Raw genomic sequence first — 19,048 nt, forward strand, 5'->3', positions numbered from 1 at the left:
GGTTTGCCGCCGGAAAGCGAGCGCCTGCAAGATTAACGGGCGCGGCCTATTCGATCCATCCGCCGCCGAGAACCCGATCGCCGGCGTAACAAACCACGGCCTGACCGGGAGCGACTCCCGCGCGCGGCTCATGCATTTGAATCTGCATGCGGCCCTGGGGCAGGGGCGTAACCGTCGCCTGGGCCGGTTGATTCTTATAACGAATTTTCACTTGGCACTCGATCGGGCCCTGCGGCTCTTCGATCAGCCAATTCGCGGCCCGTGCCGTGAGCTCGGTCCGAAGCAGTTCTGCTTGCGTGCCGATGACGACGCGCTTCGTGTCGGCTTCGATGCGGACGACGTAGCGCGGTTCGCCGAAAGCTAGGTTCAAGCCCTTGCGCTGGCCGATGGTAAAGTTTTCGATGCCGCCGTGTCGCCCGACGGAGCGGCCGTCGGTCGTGACGATCTCGCCCGATAGATCGAAGTCGTCGCCGAGCCGGCCGCGCACGAACGAAGCATAGTCGTTGTTCGGGACGAAGCAGATTTCCTGGCTGTCTTTCTTGTCGGCGACGCGCAGGCCGACTTCGCGGGCCATCTCGCGAATCTGATCTTTGTGGAACTCGCCTACAGGAAATAGAACCCGCTTCAGCACCTCGCGCTCGATGCCGAAGAGCACGTAGGTCTGATCCTTAGAGTCGTCGACGCCGCGCATGAGCGCCGGCGGAGCGTCGGGGCCGTCGAGATGCTGCAAGCGGGCATAGTGCCCCGTCGCGACGAAGTCGGCTCCGACCCCGTCGGCATACTCGCAAAGCTTGCCGAACTTCAACCAGTTGTTGCACATGACGCACGGGTTGGGCGTCCGTCCCGACGTGTATTCTTCGACGAAATAATCTTGGATTCGTCCGAAGTCGTCGTGGAAGTCGAGAGCGTAGAACGGAATGTCGAGCCGATCGGCGACACGTCGCGCGTCGGCTGCATCGCTCGCGCTACAGCAGCCCTGCTTATGACCGGGCGTCGACGGCAGGATATTGAACAGCGGCGCTCCGGCTTTCTTCGTCGTGCCGGCGTCCGAACCGATCGCACACTCCGTCGGCTCGGCCTCGCCGTGCCGCATGAAAAGCCCGATGACGTCGTGGCCGTCGCGGCGCAAGAGGTGCGCGGCGACACTGCTGTCGACCCCGCCCGACATCGCTAAAACGACCTTTGCCATGACGATTCCACTCGCTGCATTCCCGGAAAACTACCGTTGTAGTTTAGACATGCATGCGCCGAGCGGCAAGGCAACGTACGGTCGCATACGGCCTTAACGCACCGTGCGATTATAAAAAGACTCTCCGGCCGACATTCGTTCCGTGGGCCTCGTCGCAGGTTTGGCCGTCGGCAACGGGGCATTTTTCCTCGCCGCCTCTGCATCCGAAGTTTCTTCGAGCGTCGGCTGGGTCGGTCGTGGCAAGACCGCCTTAGGTCTTGGGGCGTTCAAGAGATAATCGACAGACTCCGGCAGCGGTTTCGCTTCGTTCTTGTTCGGCGTGTTCGTGCGCGGAATATTCAACGCTCGCGGCTCCGCGGTCGTCGACGTCGATTTCGCACGTTCTCGCTCCGAATCGGTGGAGGTGAAGTCCGCCGGTGCGGCATCGACACGCTTCAATTCTTGCGAAGCATCGAAGCTGGAAGGGCGCACCTTGGCCGGCGCGTCGCTTTCTAAGGCATTGCTTGGAACGACGCCGCGATCGACGGAAACTTCGGCGTCGTCGGCCGGTAGCGTTTCCACCTCTTCGCCGAACATGGCTCGCAGTCGCGGGAACATTTTCTTCGCCGGTGCGGCTTTTGCCGGAGCCGACTTCGGCGACGGTTGTTGTTCGGAGTAGCGATCTGCGCGATCCGAATCGGGAATCGTAGATTCGACACTGTCGGTCCGCTCCGGCTTAGGTCCGATTCCGAACCAACCAGTCACGTTCGTGAGAATCGACTTCTTCTCTTTCGGTGCCTGTTCGTTCGGCTCGACGCCGTATCGCGAATCATCGCTTCGGTAGTCATCCACGATCGGCGGTCGTGCGGCCGTGTTCGGCGACTTCGCAGCGAATTGTTCGTGGCCGGTCGTGCGTTCGCGACTTAAGTCTTGCGTGAGCGGTCGACCCGAAGGAGGAATCGATACGTTCTCATTTCGTAAGTTCGGTTTGCTTTCAGCACCAGAGAGCGTGCTCGCGGCGGATGGTTGATTCGGTTTCTTCGGCGCGCCTTCCGCTGGGTCGGTGAGGACCCGATCCGAGTCGTAGCCCACGGTCAGATTGATCGGGCCGGGTGCGGCACTCGGATCGAGAACGCTTCGTGGTTGACGCAGGCCTGCCGTGACGTCTGCGGAAGTGGGGATCGCGGTAGCGGTCGGAAGTTCTACACCCTTGGGCTTAGCCGGTGCTTGAGGAAGGCCCGTTGTCGTGAACGTTTGGGAAGCGATTTCTTGCGGAGCGGCGACCGCCGGCTTCGCTGCTTCGGCCGACTTCGCAGCAGCTGTATCATCGGAAGCGGTTCCGAGTTCCGAACGATTCGCTTGCGCCACCTTAGGCGGAAGCGGGCGTTGCACGACCGGAGTGGCGTTGCCGAGCACTACGGAGGGCTCTTTCCAGGGCTGCCCCGTCGCGACTGCGAAGGTTTGCGAAGGAAGAGTCTTGATCGGCTCGACAGGCGTTTGCGCGGCGGTCGTGGCCGGCGGCGCAACGGCAGTCGCAGGTGGTGCGGTCGGCGCTGCCTTCAAGGCAGCGACGGCAGGTGCTTCGACCGTGGCTTTTGCAGGGGCCGGTTGACTAGCGACGGCAGGACTCGTCGTCGCTGCAACGGTAGGCTTGTCGGCTGGCGTTGGAATGTTCGTCGGCATCGCCGAGGTGCGCGTCATCATCGTCGGCTGAATTGTAAACGGCTGCATCGGGGGCGAAGGGGTGTTCGCAGCCGTCGTTAAGGCGGCGGGTTTGTTGGCGACTCCCGACGAAAGCTGTTTGCCGGTCGTGGTTCCGGAGAGAGCCGGAGCCGGTTGCGGGGCCTGCGTCGTAGAATAAGGAGGAACCGTCGGCTTCAATTCCGGTGTGGACTCTTCCTTTACGACGGCCTTCGGCAGCGACGCCGTGGCCGTGGTGCTCGCCTTATTCGTGTCGAACGCGAGCACCAACTCACGAGCTCCGGCAGTTTGAAGGTGCTTCTTAAATTGCTGGACGACTTCCCCGGGAACGAGCGTTAGCTTCGGATTCGACCAACGTCCTGCGACGTTCGTATCGATTTGCAATTCCCCGAGCCGTTCCAATCCTTGACGCCAGATGCCGGCATCGATTCCGGCTAAGGGGCCGGACGTCGAAGCCACTTGCAGGCCTTCCAGCTTGCTCGTCAAACCAACGTCGAGCAGCTCTCGCGAAATCCAGCCGTGTCCGGCAAGCGACGTCGTGCCGGTGCGCTGCGGTTCGAGAGCGCTGCGCGTCGCGGAGTTGGTGAGCACGGATTCCAACGACAGATCTTGAGCTTCCAAGGTAACGTCGTGTCGTCGTTCCGTGGTGGTCAGTTGGAACGTCGCATTTAATGCAAGTTGACGGTCTTCGTCTTTGAACGTCAGTTTTGCAGGGCGCGATGCCAACGATGGGCAACTCGAAAGATCGGTCAACGAAAGTCCGCTTTTCGTGCCGAGCTTCCAACTCGACGGCAAGCGATCGACTTTGATCTGTCGGACTTGCACCAGCGGAACCGAAGTTCCGGAGACTTTATCTCGTTGCGCTCGGCGACGGCCGACGCAGTCTTTGAAGGCCTGGCTCGTAACGGTCGACGTTTCCAGATCGGCGATTCGTTCGACGAAACCGACGATGCGTTGCACGAAGAGCAGTCGATCGCAGACGCCGGACCAGTTGCGCACGAGGCCCTGAATTTCCACCGCTCGCAACGGATCTTCGTTGTGCGAAGGTTGTGGGCGATCTTCTTTGAGCAAAGTCGGTCCGCGGCTGAACATTCCGACCGGGGCGGCTTGCGAGAGCTTGGTCGGGTCGCAGAAGATGCCGGCGACGTTCATGTCGTTGCAAGCGAAGCGACCACGCAGCATCAGCCCGGGCTCCACGCGAGCGGAAACTTCTTCGACGACGAGCGCCACGTCGGAAGGATGCTCGGGATCGGCGATGCGAAGATTCGTAACCTGAAGATCACCGTTCCAGAGGTCATACGCGACGACGTCGGCGGTGACATCGGTTTGAAGTGCTGCGGACAAATGTTCCAGCAGGCTACGGCCTACCAATCGCGGCGTTTGCATTTGCACCAGCATCGCGGCTGCCATGGCGCAAGAGCAGGCGGCTGCCCATCCGAGCGGACGCACGATCGGTTCGCGCCGCACGCTCATCTGAGCTACGGTCAGGTTGAGTAAGCTCCGGCGGTGCGTCGCGAAGCGGCTGAACACTTGTGCTAGCGGAATCGAGATCGCCAGCCCTGCGGCAAGTGAACCCAAGGTGGCGTAATCGTCGAGCCCGAAGAGTGCCGAAAAGGGGCCGGTTCCGAGCTTGGCGAGATGTACGCTCAGGCCGAGTTGGTCTAAGAGCATCACCCCGATGGAGCGGGTAAAGCCGGAACCGACGAAGGCCGCGAGATAGCCGCACGCTCCTGCGACGATCAGGATCGATGTCGAGCAGTTAAGCAAGACAGCGGCGCAAAGGAACGCCGCGAACGTCAGATTCCACCCGCCGACGGCGCCGGCGGTAAATCCAAGCACGATCGCGGTAAAAATATGGCGTGGCCCATGTCCGCCTCGCAACAGCGAAGCCAAAAAGCTTTTCAATGCATGCATCGACCGAACTCCCCCCGACGCCGTGCGGACGTCGAATGTGATACCGGTTGAATACCACGCGCCCCCCGATCGGCACGCCGAGAAAACCGGATAGGTGATCTATTCCGAAGGTATCGGTCGCACTAGTCCGAGAACTTGAACCGCTTCCCCTCCCTCGCCAAGAGGAGGCGATACGATATAATTCCCAGCGACGGGCTCCGGGCGCTCGGGTGCCGGCGATGCCTGCGCAACAGCGCGATAGACGATGCCCGTCTCCGACGGCAACCACGAACTAAGGACTGCGAAGCACGAACTCCATGGATAACTCTCTCGTTGATCGTGCCGAAACGATTCGTCGCCGCGTGATTCAGCTCCGAGACTCTCTTTGACTACGACTCCAAATGGGCTCGCGTCGCGGAGATCGAGAGCCGAATGTCGCAGCCCGATTTTTGGAACGTGCAGGAACGCGCTCAAGCGACCGTCGGCGAATTGAAGGGCCTGAGCGCGATCGTGAAGCCGATCAAGGACCTCGAACAGTCGTTGGCCGATCTGGATACGATGCTTGAGATGGCCGAAGAAGACCCGGAGTTCGCGGCGGAAGTACCGGCCGAGCTCGACCGGCTCGACCACGTACTCGCCGATCTTGAATTGAAGGGCCTGCTCAACGGCCCTTACGACGCGCACAACGCGATCATGACGATCAACGCTCGCGACGGCGGAATCGACGCGAACGATTGGGCCGAGATGCTGCTGCGCATGTACATCCAGTGGGCGAAAAAGCAGGAGTTCGACGTCGAAATCATCGACCGCGCCGATAACGAACAAGCCGGCATCTCCAACGCCACGATCGCCGTGCGCGGACCGATGGCCTACGGATATCTTCGCGGCGAAAGCGGCATGCATCGCTTGGTGCGCATCAGCCCCTTCAATTCGGAAGGGAAACGGATGACCAGTTTCGCGGCCGTGGATGTTTCGCCGGAAGTGCCTGACGACGCCGAGATCGAAATCAAAGACGACGACGTGCGGATCGATAAGTTCTGCTCGAGCGGTGCCGGCGGACAGCATGTGAATAAGACCGCCAGCGCCGTCCGAATCACGCATTTCCCGAGCGGCATCTCTCAGATTCGCAACTACTTTCAACATCCCGACCAACGGGTCAAAGATTCGCGCACGGGCTACTCGGCGTCGCACTTTCAAAGCGTGCTCGACGGGGACATTCAGGGCTTTCTCGACGCCGTGTTGCAATGGCGCGCCGGCAAGGAAGTGGTGCAAGAATGATCGCGACCGTAGGATACGATGCCACGGGCGAGAAGCCGACCGCCGTTTTGGAAACGAGCGGATTACGCGTCGTTTTTTTGCGTCGCAACGATCGGTATGCGCATCGCATCGAGGTGTGGGATTCGCGAGAAAACGGCTGGTCGATCGCGCTGGAATCGCGCGAAGGAAGCGACGAAGAGCCTTGGCCGCCGAGTCCGCCGTTTCAACAGTTGCACGTCGAGAAACGGGCCGCCGGCGACGTCGTGCTGCTGGTCGGCATGGCCGGCAGGTCGCATTGGTCGGCGGCGGTGGAAGTTTGCGAAGTGCGCAAAGTCCTGAAGTTCGATGTCGCAGTCAGAATTCAAGCCGTTCCCGAGCAACTCGGGACCGCTTACGCGATTTGCGCTTCGGCTGCCGCCGGTAGGCTCGTCGTCGCAGGCGAAAGTGGTACTGAAATCGGCAGCGGGTTCACGCTTGGTCCGGCGTCGATCGAAAAGTCGCCTCCTCCGGCCACGATTTGCTGGAAGTATTCGTTGGGCCTGCGCGACGTCGATTGATCGTTAAAAATCGAAAATAATCGATGCGCACACTCCGTCGAAGCCGGCAAAACAGCCGGGATCCTCGTCCTTGATTTTCCGCCCCTTTCGCGGCACAATAGGCGCTTCTTACGGCAGGCGCAGTTCGTCCTTGTTCTCAGTCGAGTCGGGCCCAACATGTTCGAGCAAATCGAGAAGCTGAAGCGCGAGTTTACCGACAAGTACGTCGTGGTCGATGAAGGTCGGCCTGAACTGCATCGCTTTCGAGGAATGACCGGTCTTATCAAGACCGTCAATATGAGCGGTCGCGCGCTGGTTCGTTTCGATGCCGACAACAACATCGGCTGGTACGACATCGGCCTCGACTTTTTGAAAGTCGTGCCGAAGCCGGAACCGAAGCCCGAAGAAGAGAAGCACGCCAAGCCGAAAGCGGCGGCTGCGGCCAAGCCGGCCGAAGCACCGGCCGCTGCCGCGCCGAAGCCCGCTGCTCCGGCGGCCGGCGATAAGAAGCCGTCGGTAGCGGAAATGTTGCGGGCTCAAGCCGCCGCGAAAGCCGGCGGAGCGGCACCGGCCGCCGCGCAATCTGCTCCGAAAGTCGAAGCAGCCCCCGTCGCCGAGGAACCCGTGGTGAAACCGGTTGCCGAAAAGCCCGTTGAAAAGAAGGCGGAAGCTCCGGCCGGCGAAAAGAAAAAGCTTTCCACCGCCGAGATTCTCGCGGCGTTGAAGAAGAAGCCGTAGAGCCCGAACGCCGAACTTTTACGCTAGATCGCGCTACTTGCCGATCGGCGGCTTCGGAGTCGCTGCGGCAGGGGGCTCCGTGGGTGCGCCGGCCGAACGCTTGACGACGCGAAAAATGAAGAGCGCCTCGCGATAGTCGGCCGGCAATTCCGTCTCCGCTTGTGCGATTCCTCGAATGCTATTCGGTTCGATCGTCGGCTCCGCTTGCTGCATGAGAGGCGGCGGCTGTTGAACGCCTGCGATCGCGCCGAGCACCTGTTCCGGGGCGTCGGAAGGGGTTCGCAGCATTTGCGAAGCCGATGCGCCGGGCAAACTGCCTCCCGCGACATTCCCGGTCGGAAGCGTGGCGGAAGTCTTCGCGTTCAATCGAGGTGCTTCCTTCGGTAACGCTTCTTTGAGTTTAGCGACGTCAATCCGTTCTTTTTCGGACGTTTGCGATTTCGCCTGCGTAGCTCCATTCACGGCGATTCCTTTGCCTCCTCCGAGGGCATTTTCCTTCTTTGCGACGTCCGACGGAACGGGAGCCGCGTAGCCACCGTAATCGTTGTTCCGTTTTTCGCCGGCCGGGTTTTTATCGGAAGCATACGACTGCGAATCTTTCGCTGCGATCTGTCCGCCGTTAAAGCGCTGGGAGCGGCTTAAGGAGTAGCCCCGGCGTTGTTGTAGCTCGTTATTCGCAGCATTCGTTTCGGCGAGCGCACGAGAGGCCGGAGCACCGGCAACCTTCGCGGCAGTCGGAGCGTTTATGAGCGAAGCGGCGGCGATCGGCTTGCTTTCGCTCGGCACGGCTCCCGGCGGAGCGCTGATGCCCGCCGCAGCCACGGTCGGAGCGGTCCCGGCCGGAACAGCCACGGCCGAAGCGGGTGGCAGCGGTGCCGCTTTCGGAAGCGTCGTAGAAGCAGCAGGCGTCGGCCGTGCATTCGTGCCGGAAAGAGAATCTCCGTCGGTGATGGCTGCGGGTTTCGCTAACGGCGTGGCCGGCTGTTTGGCGATCTCGGCGAGATGCCCACCCCGATTGTATTCCTGCCACTTCGCCGTCTCTTCGGCTGCCGCCGTGGCGGGCTCGACGCTGATATTCAGAAAGTAATTCGGCTCCGCACGGAGCGTCTTCAGGGTCGATTCCAGTTGCTCACGATTCGCGACGACGTAGACGTATTCGACCTCTTCGCTCTCGCGATCGTTGAACCGGTCTCCTGTTTTCGCCGGCGCGGCCGCGTTCTCCCCTTTAACCATCGGCTGGTCGCCTGCGAGTTTTGCTTCCGAGCCGCTTTCGCGTCGGGCAGTTGTATTCTTGGCGGCTAGGCCGAGGCCCGCTGCGTTTTCACCTGTTTGCGATTCCATGCCGCGCGACTCATCTTTCGCTTTGGCGTCGGCCTGCGAGCGCAAGCCGTCGCTTTGGAGCTTAGCCGACTCGGCACCCCAATTCTGCGTGTAGTCGACGATCTGTTGTTGGCGCAGCACCGGCGTAAACGCCATGTCGAGCGCTTCCGGCGTCACATCGCAACGGACGATCAGTAAGCCGTTGTCGGAGTTCGTCGTCGCTTGGGCATGACCCAGAGCTTGTTTCCGCTGTCTTGCGTCGTTCTCCGTCAGGGCCAAGTCCGTCGTTGCGCCGCGCCCCGCCCGATCTACGGCACCGAGTCGCTGGAGTTGACCGGCGTCGAGCCGGCCATCGGGCCGTTCGGTTTGCAACATACGATAGTTGCTGACCAACGACTGGGCGCGCTCGAAATCTTGTCTGACGATTCCTTCCACGGAATCAGGTGCCGGTGCCACGTTTATTTGACTGACTGCGTCCATCGGGCCGGTGGGAGTTCTTGCCCCGCCGGTACCGTCTCCGGCCTTTGCCGCGTGAGGAACCGTGCCATTAAACACGCTGAACATTCCTCCCGCGGTTGCCCCCATCTTGGTCGGCTGCGAAGCGGTCGCCTGTGAAACGGCTGCTTGCGAAACGGCCGCCTGCGAAGCCGACGCGGGAACCGAAGTGACAGCCGGAGCGGAAGCCGCGAAGCCTCCGTTGGCATCGGCCGACGTCACGGCATCGGCGACTTTTCCCGTTCCCGATTTGCTGAGCGCCGGCTTTACGGAAAAGGCATCCCCCTTGTCTCTCGCAGTTCCGTCTCTCGCGTTTCCGATCTCAGGCGACTGCGGCTTGGCGGGTGCCTGGTTCATCGCCAATTGTTTCTCGTCGAGCGGTGCGAAGCCTCGTTGCTCGGCGAACATCAACGCCAAGGCTGCCGCAACGGCCGCGATCGACCACACGATTGGACGCAATAAACGTCGTCGATCGAACGGAGCCGCAATTGAAGCCGCAGTCGCAATCGGAACGGCACGTTCGACGATCGGAGCGGGTGCCGCAGGAGCAGGCAACGGCGTTGGTCCGTTCGAAACACTTTTCGTCGCTTCATCAGGTTGAACGCCGGCGGCAACGCCTCGTAGTCCATCTTCGCCCCGTAAGACGCTCCGTTCGGCGTTGCGCAAGACCGCGGGAACGAATTCATCGCCGAGCGAAAACTTCGGTAGCGACTTCAGCCCCTCACGCAGGCCGCGCAGTTCCTCGAACAGCCGCCGTAAGTCGGGGCGATCGAGCAGCAGTTGCTCGGCTCGCAATCGCTCCTCGCGCGACAATTCGTCGTCGAGATAGGCGCTGATCAGTTCGTCGTCGGGAATCGAGGACATGGGGCGGAAGTCGTCAGTGGTCGGTTGTCGGTAGTGAATCGTTCCATCGAATCTCGTTCGTCGAGTCGTGACGCAAGGTCGCTTGCGGTATCACGAAGCTCTGCATGTCGTCACTCCATTTGCATCGCGGTCTTTAAGTGGTCTTTTAATTGCAATCTCGCTCGATGCAGGCGGCTGCGAACCGTGCCGACCGGCACATCGAGGATCTCGGATATTTGTTCGTAATCGCAACCATCGATCTCGCGCAGCACGACCACCACGCGGTAATCGTGCGGCAGCGCCGCCAACGCCGAGCGGACTTGGCAAGCTCGTTCTTCTCGCTCCAGTCCCTCGTTCGGGCCGTCGTCGCGGCCGAGAGGTTCGATTCCGCTCGACTCGCGAAACTGGTCGATCGAGGCGTGGGTTTTCTTACGTCGTGCCGAGCTGATAGCCGTGTTAAAGGCGATGCGGTAGAGCCACGTATAGAACGCACTTTCACGATGAAACGAGTTGAGTTTCACGAAAGCTTGCACAAACGCATCCTGCGCAGCATCGCGAGCGTCGTCCATCGAGCCGGTTACATGCACAAGTGCCGTATAAAGGCGATCTTGATACTTGGAAACCAATTGCCCGAATGAGGCCGAACGTCCGCTGAGAGCTTCGTCGATAAGTTGGTCATCAGTCACGTTTATTCACACACCGTTTCGACGCGGCGACGGACGCGGAAGTTCCACACGGCTCGGCTTTTCCGTTCGCTTCGGGTACCGCCGAGCCGAATCCGCCTCGGGATTTCGGCCCGATTGCCCTTGTGCTACGGACATCATCCCGAAGGGGAAGGGAAATGTCAAACACTTACCGGAGCATGAGTTAGGGAGTGGGCTTCGCTTGCGTTCGAGGCCAAGCGAAGCCTGCCGGACGCCGTTCGATGTACAGCCAGAGGCAAACCGCCAACCCCAATAGAACGATGCTGATATGTTGCGAAATACTGAGTTGAGTACCGAACATTCCCGGTTCGTCGATCCGAATTTCTTCCAACAGGAAGCGAGAAATCGGATGCACGGTAAGGAAAAGGGCAAACGTTTCCCCGTCGCGCCGACTTAGGGGAGTGAAGGCGAGGAGCAGCAAGGTCGCTAAGAAGGCATCGAATGAAGCATATAACTGTGCGGGATGGATCGGTCTGCTGTGTTCCAACAAGCCCGGCAAAGGCTCGATCGAATACTCGCCTCGATCGGTCGAGATTCGCACAGGAAGATGCCGCTCGGCATAACCGAAGTAGAGGGCCGTTCGAGCCTTTTCGACGCTGTCTACCGGATGACCGTCGATGCTCTTCACAACCTCGCCGACCTTAAGTCCCGCTCGCGCAGCGGAGGATTCGGGATCGACGACCGTGATCGTCGGCACGAGCATGGCGGATTCCTCCCCGCCCAGCGGACGACCAGCGACCATGAAGCCGAATGCGCGGCCTTGTTCCACTTGCCGAATATGCGGCGGCGTGCCGGCCGGAAACTCGACGGCCCAAGGGGCTTCGCAAACGTCGCCGAAGCAGCAGCCGTTGCAGAAGCAACCGATGCGACCGAACGCGAGGCCGAGCATCATGCCCGGTGCCGCCATATCGGCCAATGGCAATAGCGGAAGCTTGTGCTTACGGGCGAAGAAGAGGATCGCGCCGAGCGCGCCGATGAGGCCGCCGAAGACGACGAGGCCCCCTTCGGTCATGTTCAAGACCGCCCCGATCGTTTCTTGGAGCGAATCGCGCTGGAAGCTTTTCCAGTATTCGATGACGTAAAACGAACGAGCGCCGACCATGCCTGCCACGAAGATCCAAAGTGCGAGCGAGTAGATCAAGTCGGCCGGCATTCCCACGCGCGTTCCGCGATACACCGAGAGCGCGACACCGGCGATAATGCCGGTCAACAGCATCACGCCGTAGCCGCGCACGGCGATGCCGATCAACTCGCCCACTTCGTTGCGAAGCATGATCCGCGGCACGACGTAGATCAGCATCATTTCGATCAGCGCCATCACACCGAGCGAACTGACCAGTTCGGCGCTCCAGCCTTGCTTGCGCGAAAAGAGAATCGCGTAGACGACACACCAGACGGCCCAGAGAGCGGCGAAGATCCCGAAGCCGAAGAGTGGAACGCCGCCGATGGACGGGGGAATAACGAACAGCGTTTGTAGCATGAATATCCGCGTGTCGAGTCGATGACGCTATGGGCCGGAGCAGGTATTTTCGAGGCGTCGGCCTATGCCGACGGTTCGAACAGGCAATTGTCGATGAGTCGTGTCTTGCCGACGAAAGCGGCGATCAACGCAACACAGGGTCGATCCAGCGTGGCAGGTTCGCGGAGCGTCTCGGCATCGGCGACTACCGCGTATTGCACACGAATTGCCGGGGTTGCCGCAAGCTCGGTTTGCAGCACATCTCGAATTTTCCAAACATCGCGCTCGCCGGCCTTCGCAATCTGCTCGGCTTTCCGCAATGCCCGACTCAGCGACAACGCCTGCTGCCGCTCCTCGTTGCTGAGGTAAATATTCCGGCTGCTCATAGCCAAGCCGTCTGCTTCGCGCAGCGTCGGGCAGACTCGAATCTCGATCGGCAAATCGAAATCGCGCACGAGTTGCTTGATGACGAGCGTCTGCTGGAAATCTTTCCGACCGAAGAACGCAACGTCGGGCGCAGCCATATTGAACAGCTTCAAGACCACGGTTGCGACGCCGCGGAAATGGCCGGGCCGACACTCCCCCTCCAACGGCTCCGTAATGCCGTGCATTTCGACGAACGTCGCATGACCCGGGGGATAAACGACTTCGGTCGCCGGGGCGAAAATCAGATCCGCTCCATGTGCGGAGACCAGCGCGACGTCGGCCTCGAGCGTACGCGGATACTTGCTGAAGTCTTCCTTGGGGCCGAACTGCGTCGGGTTGACGAAGATCGTCACGATCGTGAAGCCGCATGTGCGTGCCGATTCATCGACGAGACTCACGTGGCCGGGATGCAAGGCTCCCATCGTCGGCACCAGCCCGATCGACCGGCCCGCGGCGCGCGCCTCTTGCACGGCGCGTCGCAAATCGGCGACGTCGTGAACGATGCGAGGTTGTTTGGTTTCAATCATCCGTTCGTTGCCGCCTATCGATTCGATTAACGAGACGCATCCAAAGCCGCGACGAATTCCAGCAACGCTCGTTCACGATCGGAAGTGTCTAAGTCGACCGTCGGCAAGAACTCAATTTCGAACGGCGAAGCTCGGCGAAGCGTTTCGACGGAAATCATAGGAAGTTCGTCTTTCGTTCGAAGCGACGCTAGTAGTTTCGGTTGCAACGACGTGCCGACATGCGTCGTTCCGAATGTCGACGCATCCGCGTCTTGGCAAACGGATTTCCATTCCGAGAGCAAGATCGCACGCTCTTTCTCTTCGAGCCGCCACGCCAGTTCCGCGACTTCCGCTATGATCCAACCGTCGTCGACGATCCACTTGTCGCCGGCCTCGGCGAGCGATGCGCGAATCGCGTCGATTCGTGCATGTAGAAATTTTATCGCGGCGCTTGCTCGCAGACCAGTCGCGTCCTGCGAACTGTCGGGCGCCATGAGTTCGGCGAATGCCGGCACGTCGGCAGCCGTGGCTTCGACGAGCTTCGCCGCTGCGCAGTCGGCGGCTTCCGCCGCGATTTGACTTCGGAAGCCGGGACTCATTCCGACGAAGGCCACGTAGTTCGGCGCAACGTCGAGGTGTCGCTGTAACTCCACGAACGTGCGATGGAGAATCGGATGGCTCGCCGTGGGGGCGACCTCGACGACTCCTTGCAGAACGAACTTGCGAAAGCTCAAGCGAGGATGCGGCACGACGAGCCGCGACGTTGCTTGAACGAGATCGTCGTAGATGAGCAGGTCGAGATCGAGCGTGCGTGGTCCCCAATGCGTTTCGCGCACGCGACCATGCTCGTTCTCGATGTGCTGGAGCACGTTCAGCAGCGCCGTCGGGGGGAGCGTCGTCTCTAAGAGTGCGGCACCGTTGAGAAACGGTTCTTGATACTCCGGTCCGCCGATCGGGCTCGTTTCGTACCAAGTGCTTCGCCGGACGACCCGAACGCCGTTGGTCGCATGCAGGGCTGCGAGCCCGCTATCGAGAGTTGCAGCGCGATCGCCGAGGTTCGAGCCCAAACTGACGATCGCCGTCGGCATCCGATTCGCTCGCGCTACGTGCTTCGTCGTCGTGAAGAAATTACGACGTCGTGAAAAAAGGCCCTGGAGTCATCGTCTTGAAAAAAAGACGTCGACTCAAGGGCCTATTTCATCGATGCGAGCAGGAATCCATTTGCAGTGAAGCACAAACCGCAGCGGAAAATAGTTGGGAGGGGCATCCAGGCCGCGACATAGTCGCCGAAATCGCTCCGTCAGTCACGCCCCCCAAACAATTTCGTACCGTTCCCCGAAGCCGTATCGTTCCCCGAAACTCGGAGTCGATCGCACCGCCTCGGCGAACTCGAAAGGTTTTGCTGACGAGCGAACGCCTGCCGCTGCGAATTCCCTGCAGAGCAGTGCGATGATATTTCGTCGGATTCGTCGCCCCTTTCGTTTCGCATCGATCCTTCGAAGCGAAGCCGCAAGGTTCGGGTGAATCAGCGAGGAAACTCGTCGTCGGCAAATGGTCAAGATGTCGAACTTAGTCAGCTATGAGTTTCCGATCGTGAGATCAGCTACCCGTAGATGAAGAGGGTATTGTGGTGGCGGTCGGTCGCTTGTCAAGCTTGCTAATAATAAAAAACTATTCGGTAGTTCGGTGAAGAATGCTTGCAATTTTCGAGAGCTTCGCTCCGCTCCGTAAATTGCGAACGGGCGTGCGCGCGACCTCGCCGAAGACGTTCGCCTATGAGAAAAAAATAAGCTAGAAAGTGCGGCGATGTTTTAACGCCGGAAGCTGGGCGCGCACTTCTTCAAGCCGCGTACGCGAGATCACGGCCGACGCGATTCCTTCTTCGTCCTCGGCCTGCGCCAGCACGACTCCCCAAGGATCGACGATCATCGAATGTCCGTAGGTCTCCAGGGCCGCATGCTTTCCAGTCTGATTCGAGGCGATGAGAAAACACTGGTTTTCCAGGGCTCGCACGCGGCAAAGCAACTCCCAATGATCGCGCCCCGTCGTCTTCGTAAACGCCGCCGGCACCACGATCAGCTCCGCCGCCGCGTCGGCGAATCGCCGAAAAAGTTCCGGGAACCGAAGGTCGTAGCAGATCGCCAGCGCGCTACGAATCGAATGTTCGTCCGCCGCCGACTGGGCTTCGTCGCGGTGCTTGGCGGGAATCGCAAAGTCGCGCACGACCACGTCTTCGCCCGGCGCGAGCCAAGAGGTTTCGCAATAGGTGAGACGGCCCGGCAGATCGACGTCGAAGAGGTGCAGCTTGCGATAACGAGCAATGCATTCGCCGGTCGCATCGAAGGTGAGGCTCGTGTTATAAGCGCGGGCGGCGTCGGGCGAGCGCTCGCAAAACGTACCGCCGACCAGCACGATGCGGAGCTCACGCGCAAGCTCGGCGAGCCACGTCGAGGTCGGGCCGGGAATGTCTTCCGCTTCGGCAAGCATGCTCCGACGATCGCCGAGGGAATTGAAATACTCCGGCAACACGACGATCCGTGCGCCGGCTTCGACCGCTTGCCGAACCAACGACTCCGCCTTTGCATAGTTCGCCGGTTTCGATTCTCCGGAGTTCATCTGAACGGCGGCGACGATGAGATCGGATTGCATAGTGAAATAGAAAAAGAGTGGCGGTCGGACTCGAAGGTCGGTCGAAGCGAGCAACTAGAAAGCCAAGCAACTAGCAGGCAACGATTCTATTTTAGAATGACTTGATGCAAGCCGTCGACCCATCGGTGCGGAGAAAGCCGGCTGCCGATGCATAGCTTTCCGGAAAACGACACGGCCCCCGATTTTCATCGGAGGCCGTGTGCATTGGAAGCGAGCTTTCGTAACGTCGAATTTCGGCGTTAGGTTTTCGGCACCGGAGGAGCCGTCACGGCGGCAGGGCTGAGCTTCGCGGCGAACATGTCGCGCAGCTGCTTCGCCAAGACGTCTTGCGGTGCGAGTTTCAAGCCTTTGTCGAGTTCTCGAACGGCCTCTTTCGGAAACCCGAGGAAGCCGTAGTGGTAGCCGAGCAGAAATTGCATCGCCGGCGATTCGGTTTTCTCCGAGGCGGCTTCCAGAGCACGAAGCTGGTTCGTGTAGTCCTGGATGTTGCCGTAGAGTTCGCGATAGTTGCCGACGACGGCGTTCCACTTGTCTTGCGGAACCCCTTGCAGCGCGGCTTGCAAAGCGCCCGCCGCTTCATCGTACTTCCCGGTTGCGAACAAGCCTTGGCTCATCATCATGACGAGCGTGGCGTTGTTCGGATCATCGACTAAAGCATGTTGCCAATCACGGACGGCAGCTTCGTAGTTGCCGGTGCGGAAATCGTTTTCCCCTTGAGCCGCGAAGTCGCCGACGCCTGCTGCGAGAGTCGGAGCGGTCGCTTGTACCGGCACGGCTTGGTTGCCCGCTATGGGTGCGTAGTTGGCATAGGATCCGTTGCCGTACCCATAGTTATTGCCGTAGCCATACCCATTCCCATAACCGCCGTACCCACCATAGCCACCGTATCCGTATCCACCATAACCGCCGTAGCCGTAACCCAGCAGCGGACGGATGCCGTAGATCGCGCTCGAGAGCAAATAGCCCCACGGATTGCCGTAGCCATAGCCGTAGTAGCCGCCATATCCACCGTAGCCTAAGCCATAACCGCCTAAGCCATATCCATAACCACCACGACCATATCCGCCGCCATAGCCGTAACGGTTGTAGCCGTAGTTGCCGTATCCATAGCGATTGCCGCCGCCGTAGTTTCCATAGCTGCCGTAGTTGCCGCCGTGTCGGTAGCCGTTGTTGTAACCGTTGCCTCCATAGCCGTTACCGCCGTAGCCACCCGTGCCGGTTCCATGTCGATAGCCCCCGGCAAAAGCGGCTCCGTTCTGCGAACCGGTTCCGACGGCATGCCGAGCATGAAAGCTCGCGCCGTTGGAAAAATTCGCTCCGCCGATGCTGCCCGAGGTTCGTTGCACTCCACCGCCGTGGTTGTGCATGCCCGAGCCGTTCATGCCCGAGGCATGTCGCGTAGCGAAATTAGAACCTCCGCCGTTGACTCCACCTCCACGCTGGCCGCCGCCGTTGCCGGAGAAACCCGACGCGCCGAGCGAGGTGCCGACGTGATGTCGCGAATTGAACGACTGCCCGCCGCCGGAGTTGTGATGACCGCCGCCGAACGACTGCGCGCCGAACGATTGTCGGCCTAGCGAACTGCCTCCGAACGAGCTGCCGCCGTAAGAACGGCTTCCGCTGCTGCCGTGGTGCATGCTTCCGCTGAAGCTTTGGCTTCCACCGGAGCTATGGTGGCCGCCGCTATAGCCACCGCTGTGATGACCCCCGCTGAAGCCGCTGCTGTGATGTCCTCCCCCGCCGCCTCCATGATGCCCACCTCCGCCGCCGCCGTGATGTCCGCCGCCTCCTCCACCATGACCATGAGCGGCCAGTGCGCCTGGCACCATCATCAACGCCGTTGCGATGGCAACGGCCGATCCGAACCATGTATTTCGCATATCGCTTCCCCTAGCAATTGAGGAATGAAGCATCGGAGCACGGCGAGGCGCTGTGCCGGTCGACTCGTCGAGTCGGCGTACCTTCTCATCATGAGCGGTAAGACGCAGTGCTGATTTCCGAATTCACTTCATCCCGAACCATTGCCCGGTCCCCTTACTAGATAATACGCGCAATTGACGGCGCTTGTTCGAGATATCCGTTTCGTAATTCCTTACAAGCATTAAGGAAATGCTAAGCCTGGGCTCGTTCTGTCACAGTTTGTGCATTGCAAGGCTTAGCCGCTCTGTTCAAGGAACGAGCACGCCCTACTTCTTGCGTAGATTTCGCATTCACACGGCAAGGCACGCGACGGCGGTTTTCCGTAGTCGAACAAATCGCAGAGTTGCGGCGTGTGAAGATCTACCGCCGCTGGGTTACTTTGCCGTTGCGGGCGGCGGGGCTTCGATCGAGGCCGTGATCGGCGGCTTGCTCAACACGAAACGGAAGAGCACTCCGGTTCGTTCGTCGAAGTATTTATACGACGCGGCGAAGAAGACCACGTAACGGTTGTAGGTTTTCACGTCGACGATCTTCAGCGCTTCGTCACGCTTCGACACTAAGCCCTCGAACCATTGCCGCAGCGTCTTGCGATAGTCGTGGCAAGAAGTGTGCGTTACGCGGAAGCCCGCCTTCTCGAACTCCTTCGAGAGTTCGGGATACGAAGCCGGTACGTGGCCCGGAAAGAAAAGCTGCGCCACGGTAATCGCCGCCGGGAGCTTGGGCGTGAGCCGGCAGAAGAAGTGCAACACGAATTTGCCGCCGGGCTTCAGCGCATCGAACAGCTTCTTCAGCACGATCGGATTCTCTTGCGGGCGGACTGCTTCCCAGGCGCCGATGCTGTAGATCTTATCGTAGTATTCGCGCGGATACTGCGTGGTCACGAAGTTTTCGAGCAACACGCGATAGCCGTAGTTCTCTTGAATGAACGCGAGCTGCTCCTTCGAGAGGGTGTAGCCTGTCAGGCCTTCGCGGTCGCCGGTGTGTCGCTCGATATGGCGGAGCATCGAGGCCCAACCGCAGCCGAGCTCGGCGATCTTCTCGCCGGGCTTAGGGTCGAGCAGTTTCAGAATGTGGTTGGCTTTGTTCGTCTGCGCTTCGATCAGAGTCTCGTCGCCGCGCAGGTGGTCGGCGCAGGTGTAGAACATGAACTTCGGATCGAGAAAGAGCTTGTAGAACTCATTCGAGACGTCGTAGTGTTCCTCGATGCCGAGCGCCGCGTCTTGGAATTGCTTGCCGCGTAGAATAAGTCGGCGCAGAAACGATGGCGGCCAAGCTTCGCGAATCCAACGCCTTGCGGACGATTCCGGACCCGTGATGAATCGCCACACGCGCTCTTCATCGAGCCGCTCGGGATTGTGAATCAAGTAGTTGAGAACGCCGTAGCCGGTGCCGTAGATCAGCGTATCGAAGAAAAAACGAAGAGCGCGCATCGT

The 19,048-nt window shown here is 60.2% G+C and carries 13 protein-coding genes; 3 read left to right on the forward strand and 10 right to left on the reverse strand.

Annotated features, from left to right (window positions below; genetic code table 11):
- Window positions 1-46: 46 nt before the first annotated feature.
- The gene (gene mnmA / locus K8U03_17045; GenBank protein MCE9606598.1) at window positions 47-1,189 is read right to left on the reverse strand and encodes a tRNA 2-thiouridine(34) synthase MnmA; all 1,143 of its coding nucleotides are present in this window, start codon (window positions 1,187-1,189) and stop codon (window positions 47-49) included.
- Between the two features lie 93 nt (window positions 1,190-1,282).
- Window positions 1,283-4,783, reverse strand: a complete 3,501-nt coding sequence (locus K8U03_17050) for a hypothetical protein (GenBank protein MCE9606599.1) — start codon at window positions 4,781-4,783, stop codon at window positions 1,283-1,285.
- Window positions 4,784-5,194: 411 nt separating this feature from the next.
- On the opposite strand from K8U03_17050, the gene K8U03_17055 reads away from it, so the two are divergent.
- The 3 genes from K8U03_17055 (at window position 5,195) to K8U03_17065 (ending at window position 7,293) form a co-directional block, all read left to right on the forward strand.
- Window positions 5,195-6,040: a PCRF domain-containing protein gene (locus K8U03_17055; protein MCE9606600.1), complete on the forward strand. Its 846-nt coding sequence runs from the start codon at window positions 5,195-5,197 to the stop codon at window positions 6,038-6,040.
- The gene (locus K8U03_17060; GenBank protein ID MCE9606601.1) at window positions 6,037-6,576 is read left to right on the forward strand and encodes a hypothetical protein; all 540 of its coding nucleotides are present in this window, start codon (window positions 6,037-6,039) and stop codon (window positions 6,574-6,576) included. The genes K8U03_17055 and K8U03_17060 overlap by 4 nt, the downstream gene beginning before the upstream one ends.
- A 156-nt stretch (window positions 6,577-6,732) precedes the next feature.
- Window positions 6,733-7,293, forward strand: a complete 561-nt coding sequence (locus K8U03_17065; GenBank protein ID MCE9606602.1) for a hypothetical protein — start codon at window positions 6,733-6,735, stop codon at window positions 7,291-7,293.
- A 33-nt stretch (window positions 7,294-7,326) separates the two neighbouring features.
- Here the strand turns inward: K8U03_17065 and K8U03_17070 are convergent, their stop codons facing one another.
- From K8U03_17070 to K8U03_17105, 8 genes are all read right to left on the reverse strand, one after another.
- The gene (locus K8U03_17070) at window positions 7,327-9,972 is read right to left on the reverse strand and encodes a hypothetical protein (GenBank protein MCE9606603.1); all 2,646 of its coding nucleotides are present in this window, start codon (window positions 9,970-9,972) and stop codon (window positions 7,327-7,329) included.
- Between the two features lie 110 nt (window positions 9,973-10,082).
- Window positions 10,083-10,637, reverse strand: a complete 555-nt coding sequence (locus K8U03_17075) for a sigma-70 family RNA polymerase sigma factor (protein MCE9606604.1) — start codon at window positions 10,635-10,637, stop codon at window positions 10,083-10,085.
- A 181-nt stretch (window positions 10,638-10,818) separates the two neighbouring features.
- Entirely contained in the window at window positions 10,819-12,135 is a 1,317-nt protein-coding gene (locus tag K8U03_17080) for a prolipoprotein diacylglyceryl transferase (GenBank protein MCE9606605.1), read from the reverse strand.
- A gap of 62 nt (window positions 12,136-12,197) precedes the next feature.
- A complete protein-coding gene (panC, locus tag K8U03_17085) occupies window positions 12,198-13,067 on the reverse strand; it encodes a pantoate--beta-alanine ligase (protein MCE9606606.1) in 870 nt (289 codons plus the stop codon).
- 26 nt (window positions 13,068-13,093) lie between these two features.
- A complete protein-coding gene (folK, locus tag K8U03_17090) occupies window positions 13,094-14,134 on the reverse strand; it encodes a 2-amino-4-hydroxy-6-hydroxymethyldihydropteridine diphosphokinase (protein ID MCE9606607.1) in 1,041 nt (346 codons plus the stop codon).
- A gap of 703 nt (window positions 14,135-14,837) precedes the next feature.
- The gene (locus K8U03_17095) at window positions 14,838-15,695 is read right to left on the reverse strand and encodes a carbon-nitrogen hydrolase family protein (GenBank protein MCE9606608.1); all 858 of its coding nucleotides are present in this window, start codon (window positions 15,693-15,695) and stop codon (window positions 14,838-14,840) included.
- A gap of 239 nt (window positions 15,696-15,934) precedes the next feature.
- The gene (locus K8U03_17100; protein MCE9606609.1) at window positions 15,935-17,575 is read right to left on the reverse strand and encodes a tetratricopeptide repeat protein; all 1,641 of its coding nucleotides are present in this window, start codon (window positions 17,573-17,575) and stop codon (window positions 15,935-15,937) included.
- A gap of 414 nt (window positions 17,576-17,989) precedes the next feature.
- Window positions 17,990-19,045: a class I SAM-dependent methyltransferase gene (locus K8U03_17105; GenBank protein ID MCE9606610.1), complete on the reverse strand. Its 1,056-nt coding sequence runs from the start codon at window positions 19,043-19,045 to the stop codon at window positions 17,990-17,992.
- Between the last annotated feature and the right edge of the window lie 3 nt (window positions 19,046-19,048).

This window comes from Planctomycetia bacterium (assembly GCA_021413845.1).
GTDB lineage: Bacteria > Planctomycetota > Planctomycetia > Pirellulales > PNKZ01 > PNKZ01.